Raw genomic sequence first — 16,996 nt, forward strand, 5'->3', positions numbered from 1 at the left:
CGAATAATTATTTTTTGCACATTTCTAATATGGCTTTATCTTGTTCAGCACTATTAGAAATAATTACAGATCCAACATCAATGTTATACCCATCTATTGCCACTGTGGATATAAACATTCTACTGCCAGCATACCCACCATATATGTTTTTGGAATTCACATACCCACACACAGTAACATTTTTTGATTTACCATTAGACTCATTTGAGTGAGATTCAAAATCTCTAAAAATTGCTGATGAAGGATCCGTCATTTTACTAGAAACTTTTTTCTCTACAGCTTCATATATGGATGACTGAGATACAGAAGCCTCTCGATAAATAAAAACAGCGACAACCACGCCAACTACAACTGCAGAGCTAATCATTAATTGTTTGTTCACTCGAATATCCTATACAGTTTTTTTTCAAGAGTAACGACAAATCACTTATAAATAAATGCTGGCGCATCTTTTTTGCTACCCCAATAGATAGCACGCTCCGCCATTTGTGCAACATAACGAAAAATACGATCACCCGTGTGCCTCTTTGTCCATGATTCATCGGTGAATCTATCAGGCAAACCTTGTGACCATCGCTCAAAGCGGTTTGATACCGTCACGGCAACTTCGTTATTATTACCCGTAGTCACACCAATATTTGATATTTGACCAGCGAACACAATTTCAGCTACAGCGGGTTTCCCATCACCACCTAAAGCCACCAGCATTAAACTGACATTTCTACCACGACTTCGCTCATTCATAACATCGGCAATTAAAAGTGAGTCAAAACCAGAAAGTGACAAGATAAGTTGTTGTGGGCTTGTGGTGTTACTTTCCGAAACTGTTTCTATGCTCCCCAAAGAACCCACGCCTAAATAGACTTCCCCCGCAATAATCAAATTGCCAATCCCGGTATGGGCTCTTGTTACCCCTGACTTCAAATCAAGTTTTGCAGCAATGACTAATTCAGCCCCATCATTAATTGCTTTGACCATGCTGTTAGAAAATGGATGATAAAGCATTAGAATAACGCCTCCTCAAACGTAATTGTTACATTAGAAAAGACGCCCGGTCTGTATTGAAAATTACCCTGATCATTGCTGGTTAATTTAAAAACTCCAAATGGACGCACAGTTTCTAATTTATCATTGGCTGCTGGAGAAACCCTTAACATAGGTGAAATAGGGATAACTGCATTCCCTTCTTTGTCACTAATGACATTATCAGTGACCATTTTCAACTCATTACCAACCGTCAAATAATCGCCTTTACGCAATATAATTGAACTAGCTATCCATCCTTTAGTTTGTAATATTTTACCTGTTTGATTGGCGGTACTTATTCTTGCTTCACCTTTTCCAATCAATCCTTGACGCAACCAATTACTAATTTTTACTCGGCCACTTTCACCATCAAGCGCCGCCATAAGAACCTCTAGATCGCGTGATAATTGCTCGGTAAGATTATTAAAGGTTAATGTGCAGCGCCAACGGCTACCAGGAAAGCGCACTGTTTGCACGCTTCCGGTAAAAACAGACGCAAATGATTTACTATTGCTGATTAATTGCCAGTTCATTGTTGCTGGCACAACGGCTTCTGGCCACTCTAATACCATGATTACCTCTCAAGGGATCCTCGGATTTTTCCTCTCGTCATAAAATCACGCTGTATTTTAGCTAAAGCGTCATCTGAACCTTGCTTTGCCCCCATCTTTGCAGCTTCTTGCATTGCATCATAAAGAGCCTGATCACCATTGCCAGTAACGTGGAATGTTTGATGAATAATAATACTTGGCGCGGCTGATTGTGCTTGCTCCAACCCTAGAACCCTAACGCCTAGCGAACCATCCCTTCCGCGAGTTAATGGCATAATCGCCTCTGGTCCAGCCTCACCCATTAACCCCATCCCAGGAACGCCACCCTTAGCAAAAGGAAATAACGTTGGAGATTTCACAATACTATTACGATGGGCGCTTAATCCAGGAGACTCATAAGTATTACCTTTGGCATTTGGTGTGGCTTTTAGTCCCATTGCATCACCAAAAGCGGTACCAGTAAAACCTGCTTTTAGAGCATTGAAGATCATCATCTGGAAGATCATTTTAGTAATTTCAGTCACTACTGATTGGGCAAAATCGGCAAAGTTTAATTTCCCTGTCGCAACGAAGTTAGCCAGCATACCTGACATGTCACTGAGGGCTGAATTACTAATAGATCGCATTTGGTCATAAACATTTTCAGCTGTATTGCCAAAATCTTGCACACCTCTAGCCATTCCTTTGTAAGCATCCTTCTGATCTCTAGATTTATCTTTCGACGATTGACGAACAATTTCTAACTGCTTTTGCTCTTCTTGAAGTAAAAATGCCGTTTGGTCAGCATAGAGTTGAGATTTTTTATCTGAAACTTCCTTGTCCAATTGATAGCGTCTTTGCCTGAAATCATCTTGAATACGCTGCTCTTCAAGCATTAAATCATAAGCATTTTGACTCATCGTCATTTGCAAGATTTGATTTGTTGCATCTTGACTAATTTTTGACGTTTTTTGCATAACCTCAAAATTTTGGTCATCAAATTTCTTTCGCAACTCCTTAAATTTAATTTCTTTTTCTAACTCAGCGTTTTTTAGTAACTGTGTGCGGATCTCAACATGGTGTGATTGGATGCTTTTTTGTCGAGCATTTAAATGCTGCCCTTGCAATCCAATTAATTCTTGTTCAAAGGAAGCAAGCTTACGCTCTGATGCAGTAAGACCTTCAGTTTCTTCCAATTGAGCTCGTAGTGCGGCACCTTGTTGCAAAAGCTGTTCTATACGCTGCTTTCCTTCATCAACAACAGGGTTGCTACCTGTTTTCTTTGGGGCAGTAAATAACTTATCCAGCCCTTTTATGGCTTGTTGATATTCATTTGCGGAAATAGTGCCCTTATCCAACATCTCTTTGAATTGCTTTTGCCTTTCAGAGCGTTCCTTTTGCTGATCTGTTCCTGCTTTAAATGCTGCATTAAAATTTGTAGTTATCTCAAGTTGTTTATATGCAGCTTCTTTTTGCTCTAATAATTGCTTTTCTTGTATTTGCGCCTGTTCTTTTTTTAGTTTTATTGTTTCCTCTAAGAATGCATTATTCACTTGTGTATTTATTTTTACATAATTACTACCGTTAGTTACCTCATATAGTCCTTGATAGCTACGCCTAAGAGATTCAACCTCATTTTTTTGTGCTTTTAGCACTTCACTTTGCGTATTTTCCGCTTTTACCTTAGCTTGCAGTGTCGATATTTGAGCTAATTCGGAAGCATCTCTTGTTTTTCCTTCTCTTTCAAGTAGCGCGATGCGCTGAACAATATCTGATTCGACAACAACGCCTTCATCAATTAGTTTTTTTATTCCAGTTAATGGCTGTTCACCTATAGAAACCAATTTACTAATAAGCAAATCAACGCTACCACCAGACTTTTCCATCTGAACACCAAGCTCTGAAACTTGGTGAAGCAAATCACCAGAAAAACCCGCACTAGCTGCGGCAGTCACAGATTTATAAGCTTCTGCAGTTCCACCTAGCTCATTCGCTAGATTTCGTAGATCATAGGCGGTTGTTACAAGCCCTAACCCGCCTTTTTGCAAGGCTGCATTGAAGGCTTTTTGGCGCTCTTCGGCTTGCTGATATTGAGAGTATAAATAAGTAAAGGCACCCGCTGACGCCATAATGCTAATACCAACAGCGCCCCCCATCATGCCCCATGCACTTTTAAACAAACTGGCACTATTCGCCGCTGCCCGCTGTGAGAAGGTTAGTTCTTTGCTGGCATCGGATAATTGAACTGTCGCAGCTGCTAGATTTTTCTTACCATCAAGCTCGCTTTTATCAGCCAAAATAATGGCATTAGACGCACTCTGCATTCGCTTCTTGGCATCGGCTTCGGCAATATTTGCCTCACTGATAATGCGTGCGTTTTTAGCATGATCCTCAGCATAGCTGACTGATATACCATGCTGCTTATTCACTTCAACTTGTCGCTCTAAATACTCATCGAGTGCAAAAGCTTGCTCTCTGCGGGCAATGGCTTCATCACGCATTTTTGCTGCAAGATTGATTTTTTCTTGGGCGCTTTTTCTATCCGCTTGAGCCCCTTCGATTTGAGCACGAGATAAATTAATAGCCTCTCTCGCGGCTTCTTGTGCGACTCGCTGCTGTTCTGCTAAAGAAAATTTAACACTGTTGACGTTCTCTAATGAGCGTTCCAGTGCAGGAATAAAACCCCCAATTAAACTACTGGTCGCTACCGATGAACCCGCAGAAACACTGGTAAGTGCATTTCTTAGTTGAGCAAATCCAAGTTGTGAGTGTCTCGCCAATTGGCCAGAAGCAGATAAATCAGCACCCGCCTTTCTGGCACTGGCTGACACTTCTAATAATCTTTCCGCTGTGTTACCCGCATCTTTCGTTGCTGCTTGTGCGAATTTTTGGGATTCTTTTCGCGCAGAGTCATACGCATCAAAGACTTGTGATTTAAAAGAGGCTGCGTTGAGGTGTAACGCAACCGCTAAACTTGCAACGTCAGCCATTTAAGATCCTCATGACATTATTACACTGCTCTTCCACATTTGATGGAAGCGGTGTTTGGGTTATTGGAGGGTGTTCGCCTTGCTCCGGCTCCTGATCAGGCTCATGAGAGAAAAAAGCCTGCCAGTGAGTGATAATATCTGCAGGCAATTGTGCTATTTTGCGTGGGTCTGGCTCACCCCACCTGTCAGCCAGTTGGAAAATCAACTTAAGATAGGGTGAGTTGGTTAGTTTTTTTTAGCTTCCTCAACCGAGCCATAACTGTATTTTTGTACGAATGCCATCGCAGAAAGTAGTGTTGGCGTATCGTGTACCGTCACTAATTCATCCGCTGTAGGTAACTCATCTTCAGGGATTGGATTACCTTTTTCATCGCAAATCGCTTTTAAAATCAACTTAGCACCAGCCTTACTAGCGTCTGAACTAAATCCGGTTTTTTGAGCTTCCTGAAGGTCATGCTCATATTCATCAAGCTCAGCAATTGTTAGCCGGCGAAGAAAGACTTTGGTACCTAAAATTGAATGTTCTTCAATGTGGGGTGTAGGTTTCAGAAGAGATGACTTCAGAGACATTATTCTGTACCTCCAGCAGTAGCAACACCCCATGTGATGTTATTTTGCTTACCTTTTACAGTAATTTGGATAACCTCATTCGCAGGCGCTTCAAGGCTATTCATTTCCCAGCCAGATAATGCCAAAATCATGGTTGCTGTACGTTTGTTAGGTAGCTCAAGGTAAAACTGCACTACTTCACGGGCATTCGCAGCGTTCAAAAATGCAGCAAAATCCGCATTCTCTGGATCATCGATAAACCCAAGTGATTTTTCAGGTCCATCCGGTAAATCAGAGATTGATTGTTTGTTTTTATCGATAAGCGTAGTGCAATCAACAAACCCGCCAGTTAGCCCCGTTGCGCCTGTTGCTTTGCAGTTTTCCAGTGCTTTCATCTGCTCAACGGTATCACCCGGTTTACCAAATTTAACGATAGTGCCGGCAGGCAACATTGCATATTCAGGGGATGATTTTTTATCAGCCATATTGATAGCTCCAATAGTTTAATTAACGATATTTTTCGATGCTTGCACGTATTTCCGATGCAAGTGTGTTGAGAATAAATTGACGGTTATAATCCAACGCAGGTCTGATGAATGGATTCGGTATCTGTTTGATGGTGCCAAATTCTTGCGCCTTTGCTTTCATATAATGCGCTTTAGTAGGACCCACTCTTACTGTCATGACAGAGAGTGTTTTGTTGTCCTTCATTCGGCTTGTGGTCGTAATTTTGATGCTGTCTCTCATGTGTTCAGCTTCGCTTGTCGCATCATAACCAGCATGCTTTTTCATATCGTCCAACACGGGTGTCATTGCCTCTCGCCCCGCTTGCCTTAACACCTTTGTGGTAATTTCTTCTCCTAGTTTATTTAGCTCATACTCCAGGTCTTTTAACCCCTTCACTTCGACCGTCATTCTCATGTGGCGTCCTCTGGATAAGTAAGAACAAAATCACGCATCACTCTGAAAATAACGCGCTTATCTGTCTGCTCCTCTCGTGACTGCATGAAGGCCCCACGCTGAACGGTTTGTACTGGATATGATCCGATATGACCGTGCGTAATGTTTTCCCAATCTTTAAGTACTAAGGCCTCTAGCTTCAATGCTTTGGCATAATCATTGGGGATCTGGAAGGTGATTTGAAAGCGCGATTGAACAAGGGAGGTTTTAGCGAGCCCAGTAAGCACTTTAGGGTCGCTGATGCGCTGATAAATAACCCCTTCCAACACATCGGATGGCAGCCCTAACGGATATGTCTTTAATCCAGTTAGTCGCTCCAAATCGGCTTTAATGTCAGTTTCTATCATGCTGATTGTCAGCCTCCGTCGTTATGATTAGTCGGTCTGACTGGTTTCTATCAACAGCGCGAACCGTGAAGTTGCGGTTTTGATAAGTGATGATCCACCCGATATTAACGTCGCTGCGTGGTCGAATAGTGAATTGGTACGTTTCAATAACCTGCTGTTGATCGGCGGTGCGTATTTTCCGGTTAGACATCGCCTCCGCTTTTGCCCAAACCTCTTTGACTTTCACCAAACTAGATTTAGGGACGCCGAACTCATCCCTCACTTCCTCGATACGCGATAACAAAATCCGCTTATTGAGTTCGCCCGCTTTCATATCCCCCCCCCCTAAATATTAATATAGCGATATGGCTCCAATAGAGCTTTAAACCCGGCAGACATTCCCGTTGTTTCTCTATTTTCATAGAAATGACCCACCGCCAGCATAATGGCCAACTCAATATCCTCCGAGATCTGCAAACCATCTGGATCGGATTCAGGAATATCACCATCATAAAGCGTTCTGTTGACGTAGTTTTCTGCCCGCTTCTTAGCCGCCAGCATATACGTGATCAGCAAGTCATCTTCTGTTGCACTGTCATCGTCAATCCGACATTGCGCTTTTAACTTCTCCAATGTGGGCAATGGCATGAAGCCTCCAATAAAAAAAGGCCGCTGAGCGACCTATTCACTTTTATTCACTGGCAAATGAAATGCACAATTGCCGCTTTTGCTCTAGTTTGCTTATTCTTGATAGTAACTGTGGCTTTTTTACTCTTCCCCATCGATTTAATAACCGACCAGACATACTAGCTACATCCTTTTCTTTCATATACTCAAGCATTACAGCGTTACTTTCAGCCTCAAGGGAATTATTTAGTTCGCTAAGTTTCCCTTTCATCCAGTTGAATGCATTGATGTACGCCTCTTTTATCTGACCAGCTTTAGATCCGCTGAATCCCATTACCAGCATAACGAACCCGCTAAAATCCATAACATAGTATTTTTGTTTTTTATCAAAAATACCTAACTCATTGATTTTCTCGGAAACGAAAAAATGCGCAGCCCTGAATTCATCTGAGCAATGACACTTCGCCAAGGCTCGGAGGACATCAGCATGACGTCTATTGAACACCTCAGCTATTTTAAATGTATCAGTTACCGGTTCTCCATCTTTTGCAGAAATCATTGCGCGGAGGTCTAAATCTGTATAATTCACTAATTTAGTTGACATGATACTGTCCTTACTTAGAAATGAACCTTTGCCACATAAGAGATCAGCCCATCGAAGCAGTATCAGCTATAACTGATCTCCTCAAAGGCTCATTCCTAAATAACGGTTCGATGTTTAAAAATGGTGCGTATGTGGTACGCAAAAGAGAGGCATAAAAAGGCGGCAATTATGCCGCCATTAATTTACGTTGTGATTATTTCGCTGCAGCTGCTTTCAATACTTTCACTGCATTACTATCAACCATCATCGAACCAACACGCTTGGTCGTGTAGAAATGTACAAACGGCTTGTTGGTGTATGGGTCACGCAGCATACGGACACCCATGCGATCCAGAATGGTGTAGCAACGTTTGAAGTTACCAAATGCAATTGGCGTTGATTCAGCAACAACATCCGAAAATTGCTCATTTTCAGCAATGCCGTAACCCAGCAATGCGGAAGGCTGCCCTAATTGCAAGCCCGGTTGCCACAAGTAATTTCCTTGCGCATCTTTCAACGTACGAACTTGGAACAGAGTATTGTTGTTCATCATGAACTTGGCGCCGGAGCGATAGACCTTGCGCATGGTATAAATCAGCTTCATGATTTCATCAGCAGTGACTTCCGTTGGCTTTTTGAGTAACAAATGTTGTAACTTGCCCCACTCGCGTTCTGTATCAGCTTTATCATCGCTACCATATGCCAATAAACCTTTTGGCTTTTTGATACCATCTCCATTGGTGAAGGCGGCTTCTTCTTGCTCGGCGAATTCAATGGTCAAATCCCCCGTGATAAACTGCTCAACATCAAAGAACGCATCATCAAGCATCGTTTGTGTTGCTGCTGGATTACCGTAAATCTCGCCCCACACAGGCTCAATGGACGCCAGTTTTGGGGTTTTAGTTTCAGGTCGCTTATCCACCTCACCCACCCAGCCACTATTCGTGCCACCCTGATTCACCAAACGTTTAAAGTTAGGTGAACCAACAGTCACGACATTACACTCTTGACGCATAACCACTTCATCGCGAAGCATGCTGATAATATTGCGATCGAGCTCTTCAGGTACGGCAAAACCACCATCGGGGTCTGAGCCAACTTGCATCGCTTTACGCTCTAAATCAGCAAGCCCTTCTTCTTTACCTTTGCGCACAAACTGCTCAAATGCCGTTTTATGCTCAGCAACATCCTTATTTACCGTGCCACCATTTGGTCGCTTAACTGCAGCTAACTCTGCTTCTAAGTTAGTTTTTAACTCATCTAATTCAGTTAATTTTTCGTTCAGCGTATCAACTTGACCTGATAACTTACTTTTTTCCGATTCAATTGCTTCGATGCGCTTATCATTCTTTTGGGTGAATTCTTCAAATTTACCTTTCAGTTCCTGCGCAACTTCACTAACGTCTTTATGATCTACAGCCATAATATGTACCTTTATTTAAAAATGGATTTCAATGTGTCGATAGCTTCTTGCTCAGCATCACGCAGAGAAAGCGCATCGTAGCCTTTAGCCATAAAGGCCTTGGCTTGTGTTCGCGAAAGCCCAACATCGCGCAGGACTCGCTCAATACTTTTTTGTGTGGGTAATTCGCCTCGAGCAAATGCCGATTTCACATCACTGACTCGGGCTTCATCGTTTGAGGGAAATGTCACTAAACTGACCTCCCACAGGTCGATTTCTTTCAATAGAAAGGCATCTTTATTGCGGTCATACTCCCAATCTTTGAGGATGTACCCAATAGAAAGACCGGATAATGATCCGGCCTTCATGTGAGCATGCGCGCGCTTGGATAAGGGGTCGTCATCAGTGAGTAATCGCCCTTTGACATAGAGCCCTGTGCTGTCTTCCCGCATTTCGGTATAAATACCAATCGGCTCAGACATGTTGTGCTGCCAAAGCATTGCAGGAAGAGACCCTTTTTCTTGCCACTGATTCAGTGAGTTAAGAAAAGCCCCCGGCATCACAATATCGGAGTAGCTGTCTTTCACGCCAAAAACCGAGCCATAGCCCTCAAACTCTCCCGAGTCGCTGACTGACTTAATTTTCAGTGGTACATCAAGTCGTTGTTTGGTCATCATCGACATGCGTTTTTCCCTCCTGTTTTGAGGATTCTGGCTTTGTGGTCATGTTTAGTGGCGTAAGATAGATATCACCACCTTCACGCGGATTAAGTTCTTCCAGTTCACGGCATTCATTCGGTGAATAGATCCCCCAGTTGATACCCGTTGCATAGGCATCAAATCGAGATTTCATGTCCCCACGAAGCAGTGCGCCTGTATTAAATTTGGCATAGAAAATACCGTGTTTGCTTGGTTTGACTAAACCAATATTGATACGCTGCTCAATACGAATAAGGTAGGGAACCAAGGAGTAATTGATAAACCCGATCCCAAGGTTTTCAATGTTATTAAATGTGGCCCTATCGGTGTTCTGCACTAAATGAAGTGGCACGCGGAAAATACGGCAAATTTCCTCGAGCTGGAATTTTCGCGTTTCAAGAAACTGAGCATCTTCTGCGGATAAACTGATTTGCTGCCACTTCAGCCCCATTTCTAAAATCATAGGTTTATGGGAATTCGTTAGCCCTTGATGATTCGCTTCAAAATCATTTTTTAACCGGTTAAAAGCAGGGTCTGAAAGTTCCTGATCTGTTTGGAGTACGCCACTAGTCACTGCACCGTTACCAAATAGACGGGCGCCATGCTCTTCGGTTGCCAAACCGAGACCAATAGCTTGCTTGGAATAAGCAATAGGGCTTAACCCCGTTAACCCATCCAATGTAAAAATACGAACATGCCAAATTTCAGCCTGTGATAATGTTTTGCTCTCACCGTTGGGGAACGTCACCTGATATTCAGGTTCCCACTGGCTGTTTAGCTTCGGTACCACCGAGCCTGGGTCAAGGGGTAATAATTCCACCACCTCACCCAGTGCGTAGACTTTGTAGGCGTAAAAATTCCCTCGCAAGCATAAGCAGGCAATCAATAACTCCCAAAACTCTTGCGGAGTCATGTAGTTATTAGGTTTTACTGACAGTAATTTATTCAATCGTTCGCGGGTAGCTCGTCGATTCCCCCGCTCTAATTGCTCATATAAAGAACAAGGTAGCATTCCGACTGATTCAGCTAGAACGCGAACGCAACCGAATACAGCTGTTAGCTGCATGGCGAGTTGTGAGCTAACCTTTCGTCCTGAATAGGTATTATAAGAAAGACCGATAAGCTCACTCAGTTCATGAGATGTCATCCCTTCACTGGATTTACGAAATAGACCAGGAAAAAACATAGTTACCCCTTACCATTTTTCGGCTGATCCATCGACTTAGAAACTAAGTAGGACCATAAAAGGCATAACAACCCAGCAGTGATATAGCCAATAGGGGGATAAACCAACCAAGCACCAAACGACAGTAAACAGGCGCCCGCAATCCCAACCAATAAGGCTGTAATCGTTAAAAATTTCATTGAATCTCCTTAGAGAGAACGCAACCCGCGAGTCGCTAATACATCGGATAAATTTTGTTGTGGCTCACCACCACCCACCAATTGACGGCTTTTTGCAGTAAACATGGCAACAGGACCATCGATTTTGTTTTCAGGTGTGGATTTGTTAGGGAAGATATTTTCGTTTCTATCCGGTTTTACGGTGACGTTGGACAACATCCAAGCCATCATTGGGTTGTGATCGTGGTGGAACTTACCTGCATACACATCAGCCTGAACACTTTTCATGGCTTCAGACATATTCTTAACTGTTTGAGCAACCTCAACTAACGGAACGCCTTCCTCAGCTAGCCGGCGAGAGAACTGAACTGCACTCCATGGGTCAAACCCTAATTCACGGACATCATCACCCTCACACCACTTCAGGATGTCGTCTTTGATAATGTCATGATCAATCACTTCGCCGTCAGTAAATTCAAGGTGACCTGCATCTTCCCATTTCCGGTAAAGCTCAGCGATGTGTTTCGGTGCAGTATCAATGCGATCCTCGGGTATCCAGAATTTGCACTTAATGTGCGTTTTTCCCTGCCCGTCCTCATACATCTTAATTGCTGCGGCAACGTCAATTTTGCTAGCCAAGTCAACACCAACCCAAACAGGATAATTCTTCAACTCATCATCAGGTGCGTTAGCTGGAGCGGCGTCCCATTTACTCATGTCCATCCAGACAGATTCAGCATTAACCCACTTATTAAGGTGCTTAGTGAGAAAGTTAGGACGAGCAGCAATTTGCTCTTTCGCCTTCTTGGCCAGACGTCGCATATCATCAAAACGCTTACAGACACCAAGCCCAGGATTAGCTTTTATCCAAACGGATTCATCAAAATCATCGTCGCCCTCATCGAGGGTATAAATAATGGCAAAGAAAGTGTCATCATCAACAACACCCGTTAGAACTTTAATTGCGTAATCCCGTAGCTCGTAACAGATCCCCTCTTTGTTAAAACCCGATGTTGTGATGGCAAATAAAAGCGACTGCAATCGCGCACCTGTTGCCGTTTCAAGAACATCCCACACATCGCGAGTCTTATGAGCGTGGAGCTCATCGACTATCCCGCAATGAATGTTCAAGCCATCGAGGTTATTTGCATCACTGGAAAGTGGTTCAAATTTAGACGCCGTTCGCTCTTGGTAAATAGCTAACTTGTTGTAATCAAATAAGCGACCTAGCGTTGTTTTCGCTTTTTTGACCATATTTTTGGCATCTTCAAACACGATACGTGCTTGATCGCGAGTCGTTGCTGCTGAATACACTTCAGCACCACCTTCGCCATCAGCCCCGGTCATGTATAAACCGATACCACTGGAGAGCGTTGATTTTGCATTCTTACGAGCCACTTCATTAAATGCGGTTCGAAAACGACGAACAAAGATGGCATCACCATCATCATCAAGAACGTGTTCACCGGTTAATTCATCAATTAACGGGATCACGAACCCGAAAATATTAATCAAGATAAAGACATGCCACGGCATTAAATCAATCGGCTTTCCAGCCAATGCCCCTTTGACATGCGGGATAAAATTGTAAAAGTCGAGTATGTGCTGTGCGCGAGCTTCAATGAAATAGATGTCACGCTCAGGACCATGCTCTAAATCATTTAAAAAACGCTGGCACGCTAAGCGCACCAATTCGCACGCAACAATTTCTCCAGCCACGACCTGCTCGGCGTACTGAATTCCATCTGCTACGGTTGCCATTCATCATTTGCGCTTTTTCAGAAATGCTTCTAGTGGATCTTCCTGCTCAGGGCCTTTGACACTGACTTTTGTTCTTGCTGAAGGTGTCATGCCAAATTCACTGAGCATAGCTCGGATTCGCTTCCAAACATCGGCTTTCATTGCAGCCGCTGGATGCGCTTTTTTGATAATGTCACCAGTCATTGACGTGGTGTTGTAGGTATAACCTTCAGTATCGAGCACTTCGCAGTGATGCCGGTACTCAACGTATGCCTCAACTAATAATTCCAGAGCTTTTGCATCGAGTGTGCTCATGACACCCAATGCATCTAACTCTTCGCCCATTTTCTTGAACCAATACTTACCCCGCTTATCAAAATACTTCGGTGTTTGGGGTACCCCTGACGGCGGTTTTGGTTCTTGTTTATTAATAGGGCGTTTTGATGGGTTCCCCCTCACCAATTGCAGATGTGACGGGGTTTTAGGTGGTCCAGCCATGATAGAAACCTCCTATTAATTAACGCTGGGGATCCCCATAAAAAAGTTTTCTAACCTGCGGCGATATAACAAAAGGTAAGGCGGCGGTACTTTAGGGCGAGAGTGGTAGGGATTTGACCCGCCCCTCCCCCCTTGTGAGTTATCGCAATATAGCGATTATCCTCTGGTTCGTTCACTTGCCGTCTTGCTTCTATGGCACGACCAGCACAGCGATTGCAGATTGCTATCATCATCGGTACCACCATGCGCCTTAGGTTTGATGTGGTCCACTGTCTTTGCTTCAGTTGGTCTACCTGACTTCAAACACTCTTGGCATAGATGTTTATCACGATGCAAAACGCGAGCACGTATCTTGTCCCACTTGGAGCCATAACCGCGCTCATGACGGCTCTTGCCTTGCTGGTGGTTTTCCCATCCTGTATTCATGTGCTCTTGACAATAACCACTACGGTCAGTGGTTGTTTTACTGCAGCCATGCTTGCGACAAGATCGAGGTATGCGAGGCGGCATAATTTTCTCCACAAATGAAAAAGCCACCAGTTATTAGCTGATGGCTATAAACCTTTACAAATATAAGGTAGCTATTGTCTAGGTAAGCGCGTACTGTTGCCGCGTTGAAGTATGCTTTAGCTTTGAAACCTAAACATGCATGACCTTTCAACAAAACCTAAAAACAATAAGTTATATTAAAGCCTACGACATTAAGACCCTCTTTAGACACGGGGTCTATTTTTTAAATCTACCCTTCCAGTTGTAAAACTCCATGTTCTTCAGAGCCTTAAGATCTCCATAAATAATTTCGTCACCATCACAGATAGTGATTACTTCATGGTGTATCACAACTGACCATCTTATTGTGTAAATTCATGTAGTGATTAATTTGCGCCTGTATCTTAATGAATCTCAGCACCTTGAATGCCATTAAAACTAATGCCCTCGAAATGAGTCATGCGGTCAAGTACCACTACGACACTCGAATTGTATCCGGAGCCATAAGGCGGAAAGCTGTAGGTTTTCACTATGCTGTTATCTCTGTATTAATTTTCAAATGTTGGAATAATTACACCAATAAAAAAGCCCCGCATTACGAGGCTCCGATTTGTAATATCTGCTTGAGAATACTACTTTTTTATTGTTGTAGCTTTTCGTGTTTAACGTATAGTGAAGCTCTATTCAAAAGCATTTATTCTCATTTAGCCCCGATTTCTTGGGCATTTTTATTTATCAAAAGCAAAAAGTCATCGGTGATTAGCTGATGGTTATGAACCTTTACAAATATAAGTTGGCTATTATTTAAACAATGGAGTACGTTGAATAGGCTCGCTTACCAAGCTAATACTAGCCGCGAGCATGTATGACACGTCTACTCAGACAAAACATAATAAGACTTAAACTATCCTATACATTCAGACCCTCATTAGACACGTGGGTCTATTTTTTAATTCTCTCAGCTTCAATTTCCTGTATTGCTTTAAGCTGCTCATTCGCTTTTTCTATCGTTCCCAGCAATAATCTGTTCCATAATACAGACGCTTTGAATGATAGGGTTTTACCGTCACTGTCAGGCGGCAATGGCGGTACCACAGAATTAGTCAATGTTGATGGAATTGGAACGCATTGCGCGCGCTCGTAACTCGTCTGTGTACTCGAACAAGCCATCAGTAACAAGCTGAGGCACAAGAGAATCACAAGAAGACTCTGCTTTGAGTATCGTTTTATATTCAATGATTTTCTCCTGCGCTTTCGCATCAGCTTGAATGCCGTTCCGGTATGCTGTTGTTGCTATCTGATTTAAGCGATTGAATTGAAATGACTGAATGGCAATGACTGCACTTTGTTTGATGTTATCTTGCTTTAACTTGTCGTTGTCGTTCTTAACTGCAGTGTTATTATCATAAAGCGTCAATGCCAACCAACTAACAGCAACTAACATTAAAAAAAGCCAAAACGAGTTATCTATCTTCATAAGTTAACCTGCCGGGCTTTGTTGTAATTGACCGCACTTTGGCAGCGCTTTTCTAAACTTACCTTATCAGTATTGCCGCATGTGTCATCTCGGAGTACGTATACGCCAGCGACCAAGAAAATGAGGATCCCGATAATGAAAGCGGATATGCATAGGCGAACTTTCCAAGACATACAGCATTCTCTATCTCTCTGCGCGTTATCAAGCCTTTCCACTCTTTACCCCCTGCGTATGTCCAGCGTTTAAGTTCGTTGCATGCACCAGCGATATCACCAGCATTTAGCTTCTTCAGCATCGTAGAACGCGCAAAAGCACCTGTTCCCACGTTGTAAGCAAAGGAATAGATTGCGGCTCGAATGTTATCGTCTAGATCAACTTTGATTAGCGGGTCTACACCCTTCCTGACTTTATTGAGGTCTCTTTCAAGCAAAGCTAAACATTCTGATTCGGAATAGGTTTTAGTGGGAATGATGTCAGCACCTGTATGGCCATAACATACAGTTTGCACACCAACTACATCTTTATACGGCTTAGTTTCCATGCCCTCAAAGTAAGCAATCATGCTTACCGTCAAGGCCATTAAGCCACCAGCGGCAGCTGTTTTAATTTTATTTGGTATCTTTGCCACTGTTAGCCTCTCTTAATTTGAATTCTTTCCGCTTGTAATACCAATTCACCAAAAATGTTGCGACTGTACATATGATCCCAATGAGTACCGCCCACTGATCTAACGATAAAGCCCCGACTGCAGTAGTGATGACTCCGAGAGCATAAGAAAAGGGGCTAGAGTATTTTTCGTGCATACGCATATCCACCCCCTGCGGAGTGTTCCGATGTTTAGTTAATAGAAAGCCACCAGCAATGGTAGCTATAGATTTGTTAGTGCTTTAGGTTGGTGATTTAGCTGATTGTTTTTGATTGGACCGTGTATCAGCAAAGCTTACATGAGTTGGAATGATGGATCTGTCACCAATACTACCCTCAAGTTTCCCATCTTTATCATAGCTAGCCATTCCTCCATTAAAGGTTAACGAGACGCCTGTATCTGATATATTGATCATCATGATATTTTTAAGATCCATACTCCCTCCCAAGGAACTGATATGAACAAACAGATGTTTATAAATAAGGTTAATGAAATTGGCGTCAATAAACTATTGATGCAAGCCATTCGAACAGAGGATGATATTGGCGCCGTTTTACGTATTCACTTACTGAGCGAGCAATTATCCGAGGCTTGGATTTGCGCGGCTTGCGATGCCGATAATTTTTTCGGAGAAGGTAACTATTCCGTAAGAATTAACTGTAGCGATAAATTTAAGCTGGCTCGAAATTTGGGAGTTCCCGACGCTCTGTATAGCGTTCTAAAAATGATTAACTCAATAAGAAATAATTTAGCTCATGGAAGCGGACATAATTTAATTTCTGATGAGTCAATAGATAAGCTAGTTAATTTATTAAAGAGTTTTCAACTAGAAAATCCAGCCGATGCATGGAAAATAGATGACCCGATGCTCGTAAAAAGCAAGGATGGATCAACGATCACTGAATACTCAATTTATGATGAAAACACGCCAAACAGATTAAAGTTATTCATATGCTTTGCATTCTTAATGTCTAGACTTGCTTTTTATCTAGAAATTGAAACTCTGGCGCTAAAGTAAAGTTTCTATAACACGGTTAAATTGAAATAATCAGTACCATTCTATCATGCTTAAAAGTGAAAAAGGCTACGCGATTCGTAGCCTTCTGATGCT

Annotated in this window: 22 protein-coding genes and 1 pseudogene; 1 reads left to right on the top strand and 22 read right to left on the bottom strand. The window is 42.7% G+C overall.

All coding sequences use genetic code 11. The features are described from left to right. Window positions 1-7 precede the first annotated feature (7 nt). From HFU86_RS11055 to HFU86_RS11160, 22 genes and pseudogenes are all read right to left on the bottom strand, one after another. Entirely contained in the window at window positions 8-382 is a 375-nt protein-coding gene (locus tag HFU86_RS11055) for a hypothetical protein (protein WP_154636883.1), read from the bottom strand. A gap of 41 nt (window positions 383-423) precedes the next feature. After that, window positions 424-1,005, bottom strand: coding sequence for a hypothetical protein (locus HFU86_RS11060; protein WP_154636882.1), 582 nt, complete (start codon window positions 1,003-1,005; stop codon window positions 424-426). Beyond that, a complete protein-coding gene (locus HFU86_RS11065; protein ID WP_154636881.1) occupies window positions 1,005-1,598 on the bottom strand; it encodes a hypothetical protein in 594 nt (197 codons plus the stop codon). Before HFU86_RS11065 ends, HFU86_RS11060 begins: the two co-directional genes overlap by 1 nt. A gap of 2 nt (window positions 1,599-1,600) precedes the next feature. Next, window positions 1,601-4,546: a phage tail tape measure protein gene (locus HFU86_RS11070; RefSeq protein ID WP_187129269.1), complete on the bottom strand. Its 2,946-nt coding sequence runs from the start codon at window positions 4,544-4,546 to the stop codon at window positions 1,601-1,603. A 225-nt stretch (window positions 4,547-4,771) separates the two neighbouring features. Beyond that, on the bottom strand, window positions 4,772-5,116 hold the full coding sequence (locus HFU86_RS11075) for a hypothetical protein (protein WP_036975543.1): 345 nt from the start codon (window positions 5,114-5,116) through the stop codon (window positions 4,772-4,774). Beyond that, entirely contained in the window at window positions 5,116-5,580 is a 465-nt protein-coding gene (locus tag HFU86_RS11080) for a major tail shaft subunit (protein WP_036983293.1), read from the bottom strand. The genes HFU86_RS11075 and HFU86_RS11080 overlap by 1 nt, the downstream gene beginning before the upstream one ends. A 22-nt stretch (window positions 5,581-5,602) precedes the next feature. Further along, complete coding sequence (locus HFU86_RS11085; RefSeq protein ID WP_154599483.1) at window positions 5,603-6,016, bottom strand: HK97-gp10 family putative phage morphogenesis protein; 414 nt, start codon at window positions 6,014-6,016, stop codon at window positions 5,603-5,605. Further along, a complete protein-coding gene (locus HFU86_RS11090; protein ID WP_187129270.1) occupies window positions 6,013-6,402 on the bottom strand; it encodes a hypothetical protein in 390 nt (129 codons plus the stop codon). Before HFU86_RS11090 ends, HFU86_RS11085 begins: the two co-directional genes overlap by 4 nt. Continuing rightward, complete coding sequence (locus HFU86_RS11095; RefSeq protein ID WP_154599481.1) at window positions 6,389-6,715, bottom strand: phage head closure protein; 327 nt, start codon at window positions 6,713-6,715, stop codon at window positions 6,389-6,391. Before HFU86_RS11095 ends, HFU86_RS11090 begins: the two co-directional genes overlap by 14 nt. 11 nt (window positions 6,716-6,726) lie before the next feature. Further along, entirely contained in the window at window positions 6,727-7,029 is a 303-nt protein-coding gene (locus HFU86_RS11100) for a head-tail connector protein (protein WP_154599480.1), read from the bottom strand. Window positions 7,030-7,072: 43 nt separating this feature from the next. Next, window positions 7,073-7,659, bottom strand: a pseudogene (locus tag HFU86_RS11105) (Rha family transcriptional regulator). 146 nt (window positions 7,660-7,805) lie between these two features. After that, entirely contained in the window at window positions 7,806-9,014 is a 1,209-nt protein-coding gene (locus HFU86_RS11110; RefSeq protein WP_154599478.1) for a phage major capsid protein, read from the bottom strand. A gap of 11 nt (window positions 9,015-9,025) precedes the next feature. Beyond that, window positions 9,026-9,670, bottom strand: a complete 645-nt coding sequence (locus tag HFU86_RS11115; RefSeq protein WP_154599501.1) for an HK97 family phage prohead protease — start codon at window positions 9,668-9,670, stop codon at window positions 9,026-9,028. Beyond that, window positions 9,648-10,877: a phage portal protein gene (locus HFU86_RS11120; RefSeq protein ID WP_154599477.1), complete on the bottom strand. Its 1,230-nt coding sequence runs from the start codon at window positions 10,875-10,877 to the stop codon at window positions 9,648-9,650. Before HFU86_RS11120 ends, HFU86_RS11115 begins: the two co-directional genes overlap by 23 nt. 2 nt (window positions 10,878-10,879) lie before the next feature. Beyond that, on the bottom strand, window positions 10,880-11,056 hold the full coding sequence (locus HFU86_RS11125; protein WP_187129271.1) for a hypothetical protein: 177 nt from the start codon (window positions 11,054-11,056) through the stop codon (window positions 10,880-10,882). A 9-nt stretch (window positions 11,057-11,065) separates the two neighbouring features. Beyond that, a complete protein-coding gene (locus HFU86_RS11130) occupies window positions 11,066-12,796 on the bottom strand; it encodes a terminase large subunit (protein ID WP_154599476.1) in 1,731 nt (576 codons plus the stop codon). A 3-nt stretch (window positions 12,797-12,799) separates the two neighbouring features. Next, window positions 12,800-13,273, bottom strand: a complete 474-nt coding sequence (locus HFU86_RS11135) for a phage terminase small subunit P27 family (RefSeq protein WP_006658959.1) — start codon at window positions 13,271-13,273, stop codon at window positions 12,800-12,802. Window positions 13,274-13,429: 156 nt separating this feature from the next. Beyond that, window positions 13,430-13,783 (bottom strand): HNH endonuclease, encoded by a 354-nt coding sequence (locus HFU86_RS11140; protein ID WP_036975514.1) that lies wholly within the window; start codon window positions 13,781-13,783, stop codon window positions 13,430-13,432. 1,078 nt (window positions 13,784-14,861) lie between these two features. Beyond that, a complete protein-coding gene (locus HFU86_RS11145) occupies window positions 14,862-15,239 on the bottom strand; it encodes a hypothetical protein (protein ID WP_187129272.1) in 378 nt (125 codons plus the stop codon). A 58-nt stretch (window positions 15,240-15,297) separates the two neighbouring features. Beyond that, the gene (locus HFU86_RS11150) at window positions 15,298-15,867 is read right to left on the bottom strand and encodes a lysozyme (RefSeq protein ID WP_036980000.1); all 570 of its coding nucleotides are present in this window, start codon (window positions 15,865-15,867) and stop codon (window positions 15,298-15,300) included. Beyond that, entirely contained in the window at window positions 15,848-16,048 is a 201-nt protein-coding gene (locus tag HFU86_RS11155) for a phage holin family protein (protein ID WP_036975504.1), read from the bottom strand. The genes HFU86_RS11150 and HFU86_RS11155 overlap by 20 nt, the downstream gene beginning before the upstream one ends. A gap of 78 nt (window positions 16,049-16,126) precedes the next feature. Further along, window positions 16,127-16,321, bottom strand: coding sequence for a hypothetical protein (locus HFU86_RS11160; protein WP_187129273.1), 195 nt, complete (start codon window positions 16,319-16,321; stop codon window positions 16,127-16,129). A 21-nt stretch (window positions 16,322-16,342) separates the two neighbouring features. On the opposite strand from HFU86_RS11160, the gene HFU86_RS11165 reads away from it, so the two are divergent. Further along, entirely contained in the window at window positions 16,343-16,903 is a 561-nt protein-coding gene (locus tag HFU86_RS11165) for a hypothetical protein (RefSeq protein WP_187129274.1), read from the top strand. Window positions 16,904-16,996 lie beyond the last annotated feature (93 nt).

Source organism: Providencia sp. JUb39 (assembly GCF_012272845.1).
GTDB lineage: Bacteria > Pseudomonadota > Gammaproteobacteria > Enterobacterales > Enterobacteriaceae > Providencia > Providencia lanzhouensis.

Bases quoted from the DNA above. Each gene is read 5' to 3' on its own strand.
- HFU86_RS11125 (WP_187129271.1), bottom strand. From the start codon at position 11,056: ATGAAATTTTTAACGATTACAGCCTTATTGGTTGGGATTGCGGGCGCC.
- HFU86_RS11075 (WP_036975543.1), bottom strand. From the start codon at position 5,116: ATGTCTCTGAAGTCATCTCTTCTGAAACCTACACCCCACATTGAAGAA.
- HFU86_RS11080 (WP_036983293.1), bottom strand. From the start codon at position 5,580: ATGGCTGATAAAAAATCATCCCCTGAATATGCAATGTTGCCTGCCGGC.
- HFU86_RS11065 (WP_154636881.1), bottom strand. From the start codon at position 1,598: ATGGTATTAGAGTGGCCAGAAGCCGTTGTGCCAGCAACAATGAACTGG.
- HFU86_RS11135 (WP_006658959.1), bottom strand. From the start codon at position 13,273: ATGGCTGGACCACCTAAAACCCCGTCACATCTGCAATTGGTGAGGGGG.
- HFU86_RS11140 (WP_036975514.1), bottom strand. From the start codon at position 13,783: ATGCCGCCTCGCATACCTCGATCTTGTCGCAAGCATGGCTGCAGTAAA.
- HFU86_RS11060 (WP_154636882.1), bottom strand. From the start codon at position 1,005: ATGCTTTATCATCCATTTTCTAACAGCATGGTCAAAGCAATTAATGAT.
- HFU86_RS11130 (WP_154599476.1), bottom strand. From the start codon at position 12,796: ATGGCAACCGTAGCAGATGGAATTCAGTACGCCGAGCAGGTCGTGGCT.
- HFU86_RS11165 (WP_187129274.1), top strand. From the start codon at position 16,343: ATGAACAAACAGATGTTTATAAATAAGGTTAATGAAATTGGCGTCAAT.
- HFU86_RS11115 (WP_154599501.1), bottom strand. From the start codon at position 9,670: ATGATGACCAAACAACGACTTGATGTACCACTGAAAATTAAGTCAGTC.
- HFU86_RS11120 (WP_154599477.1), bottom strand. From the start codon at position 10,877: ATGTTTTTTCCTGGTCTATTTCGTAAATCCAGTGAAGGGATGACATCT.
- HFU86_RS11095 (WP_154599481.1), bottom strand. From the start codon at position 6,715: ATGAAAGCGGGCGAACTCAATAAGCGGATTTTGTTATCGCGTATCGAG.
- HFU86_RS11090 (WP_187129270.1), bottom strand. From the start codon at position 6,402: ATGATAGAAACTGACATTAAAGCCGATTTGGAGCGACTAACTGGATTA.
- HFU86_RS11110 (WP_154599478.1), bottom strand. From the start codon at position 9,014: ATGGCTGTAGATCATAAAGACGTTAGTGAAGTTGCGCAGGAACTGAAA.
- HFU86_RS11160 (WP_187129273.1), bottom strand. From the start codon at position 16,321: ATGGATCTTAAAAATATCATGATGATCAATATATCAGATACAGGCGTC.
- HFU86_RS11155 (WP_036975504.1), bottom strand. From the start codon at position 16,048: ATGCGTATGCACGAAAAATACTCTAGCCCCTTTTCTTATGCTCTCGGA.
- HFU86_RS11070 (WP_187129269.1), bottom strand. From the start codon at position 4,546: ATGGCTGACGTTGCAAGTTTAGCGGTTGCGTTACACCTCAACGCAGCC.
- HFU86_RS11085 (WP_154599483.1), bottom strand. From the start codon at position 6,016: ATGAGAATGACGGTCGAAGTGAAGGGGTTAAAAGACCTGGAGTATGAG.
- HFU86_RS11100 (WP_154599480.1), bottom strand. From the start codon at position 7,029: ATGCCATTGCCCACATTGGAGAAGTTAAAAGCGCAATGTCGGATTGAC.
- HFU86_RS11145 (WP_187129272.1), bottom strand. From the start codon at position 15,239: ATGAAGATAGATAACTCGTTTTGGCTTTTTTTAATGTTAGTTGCTGTT.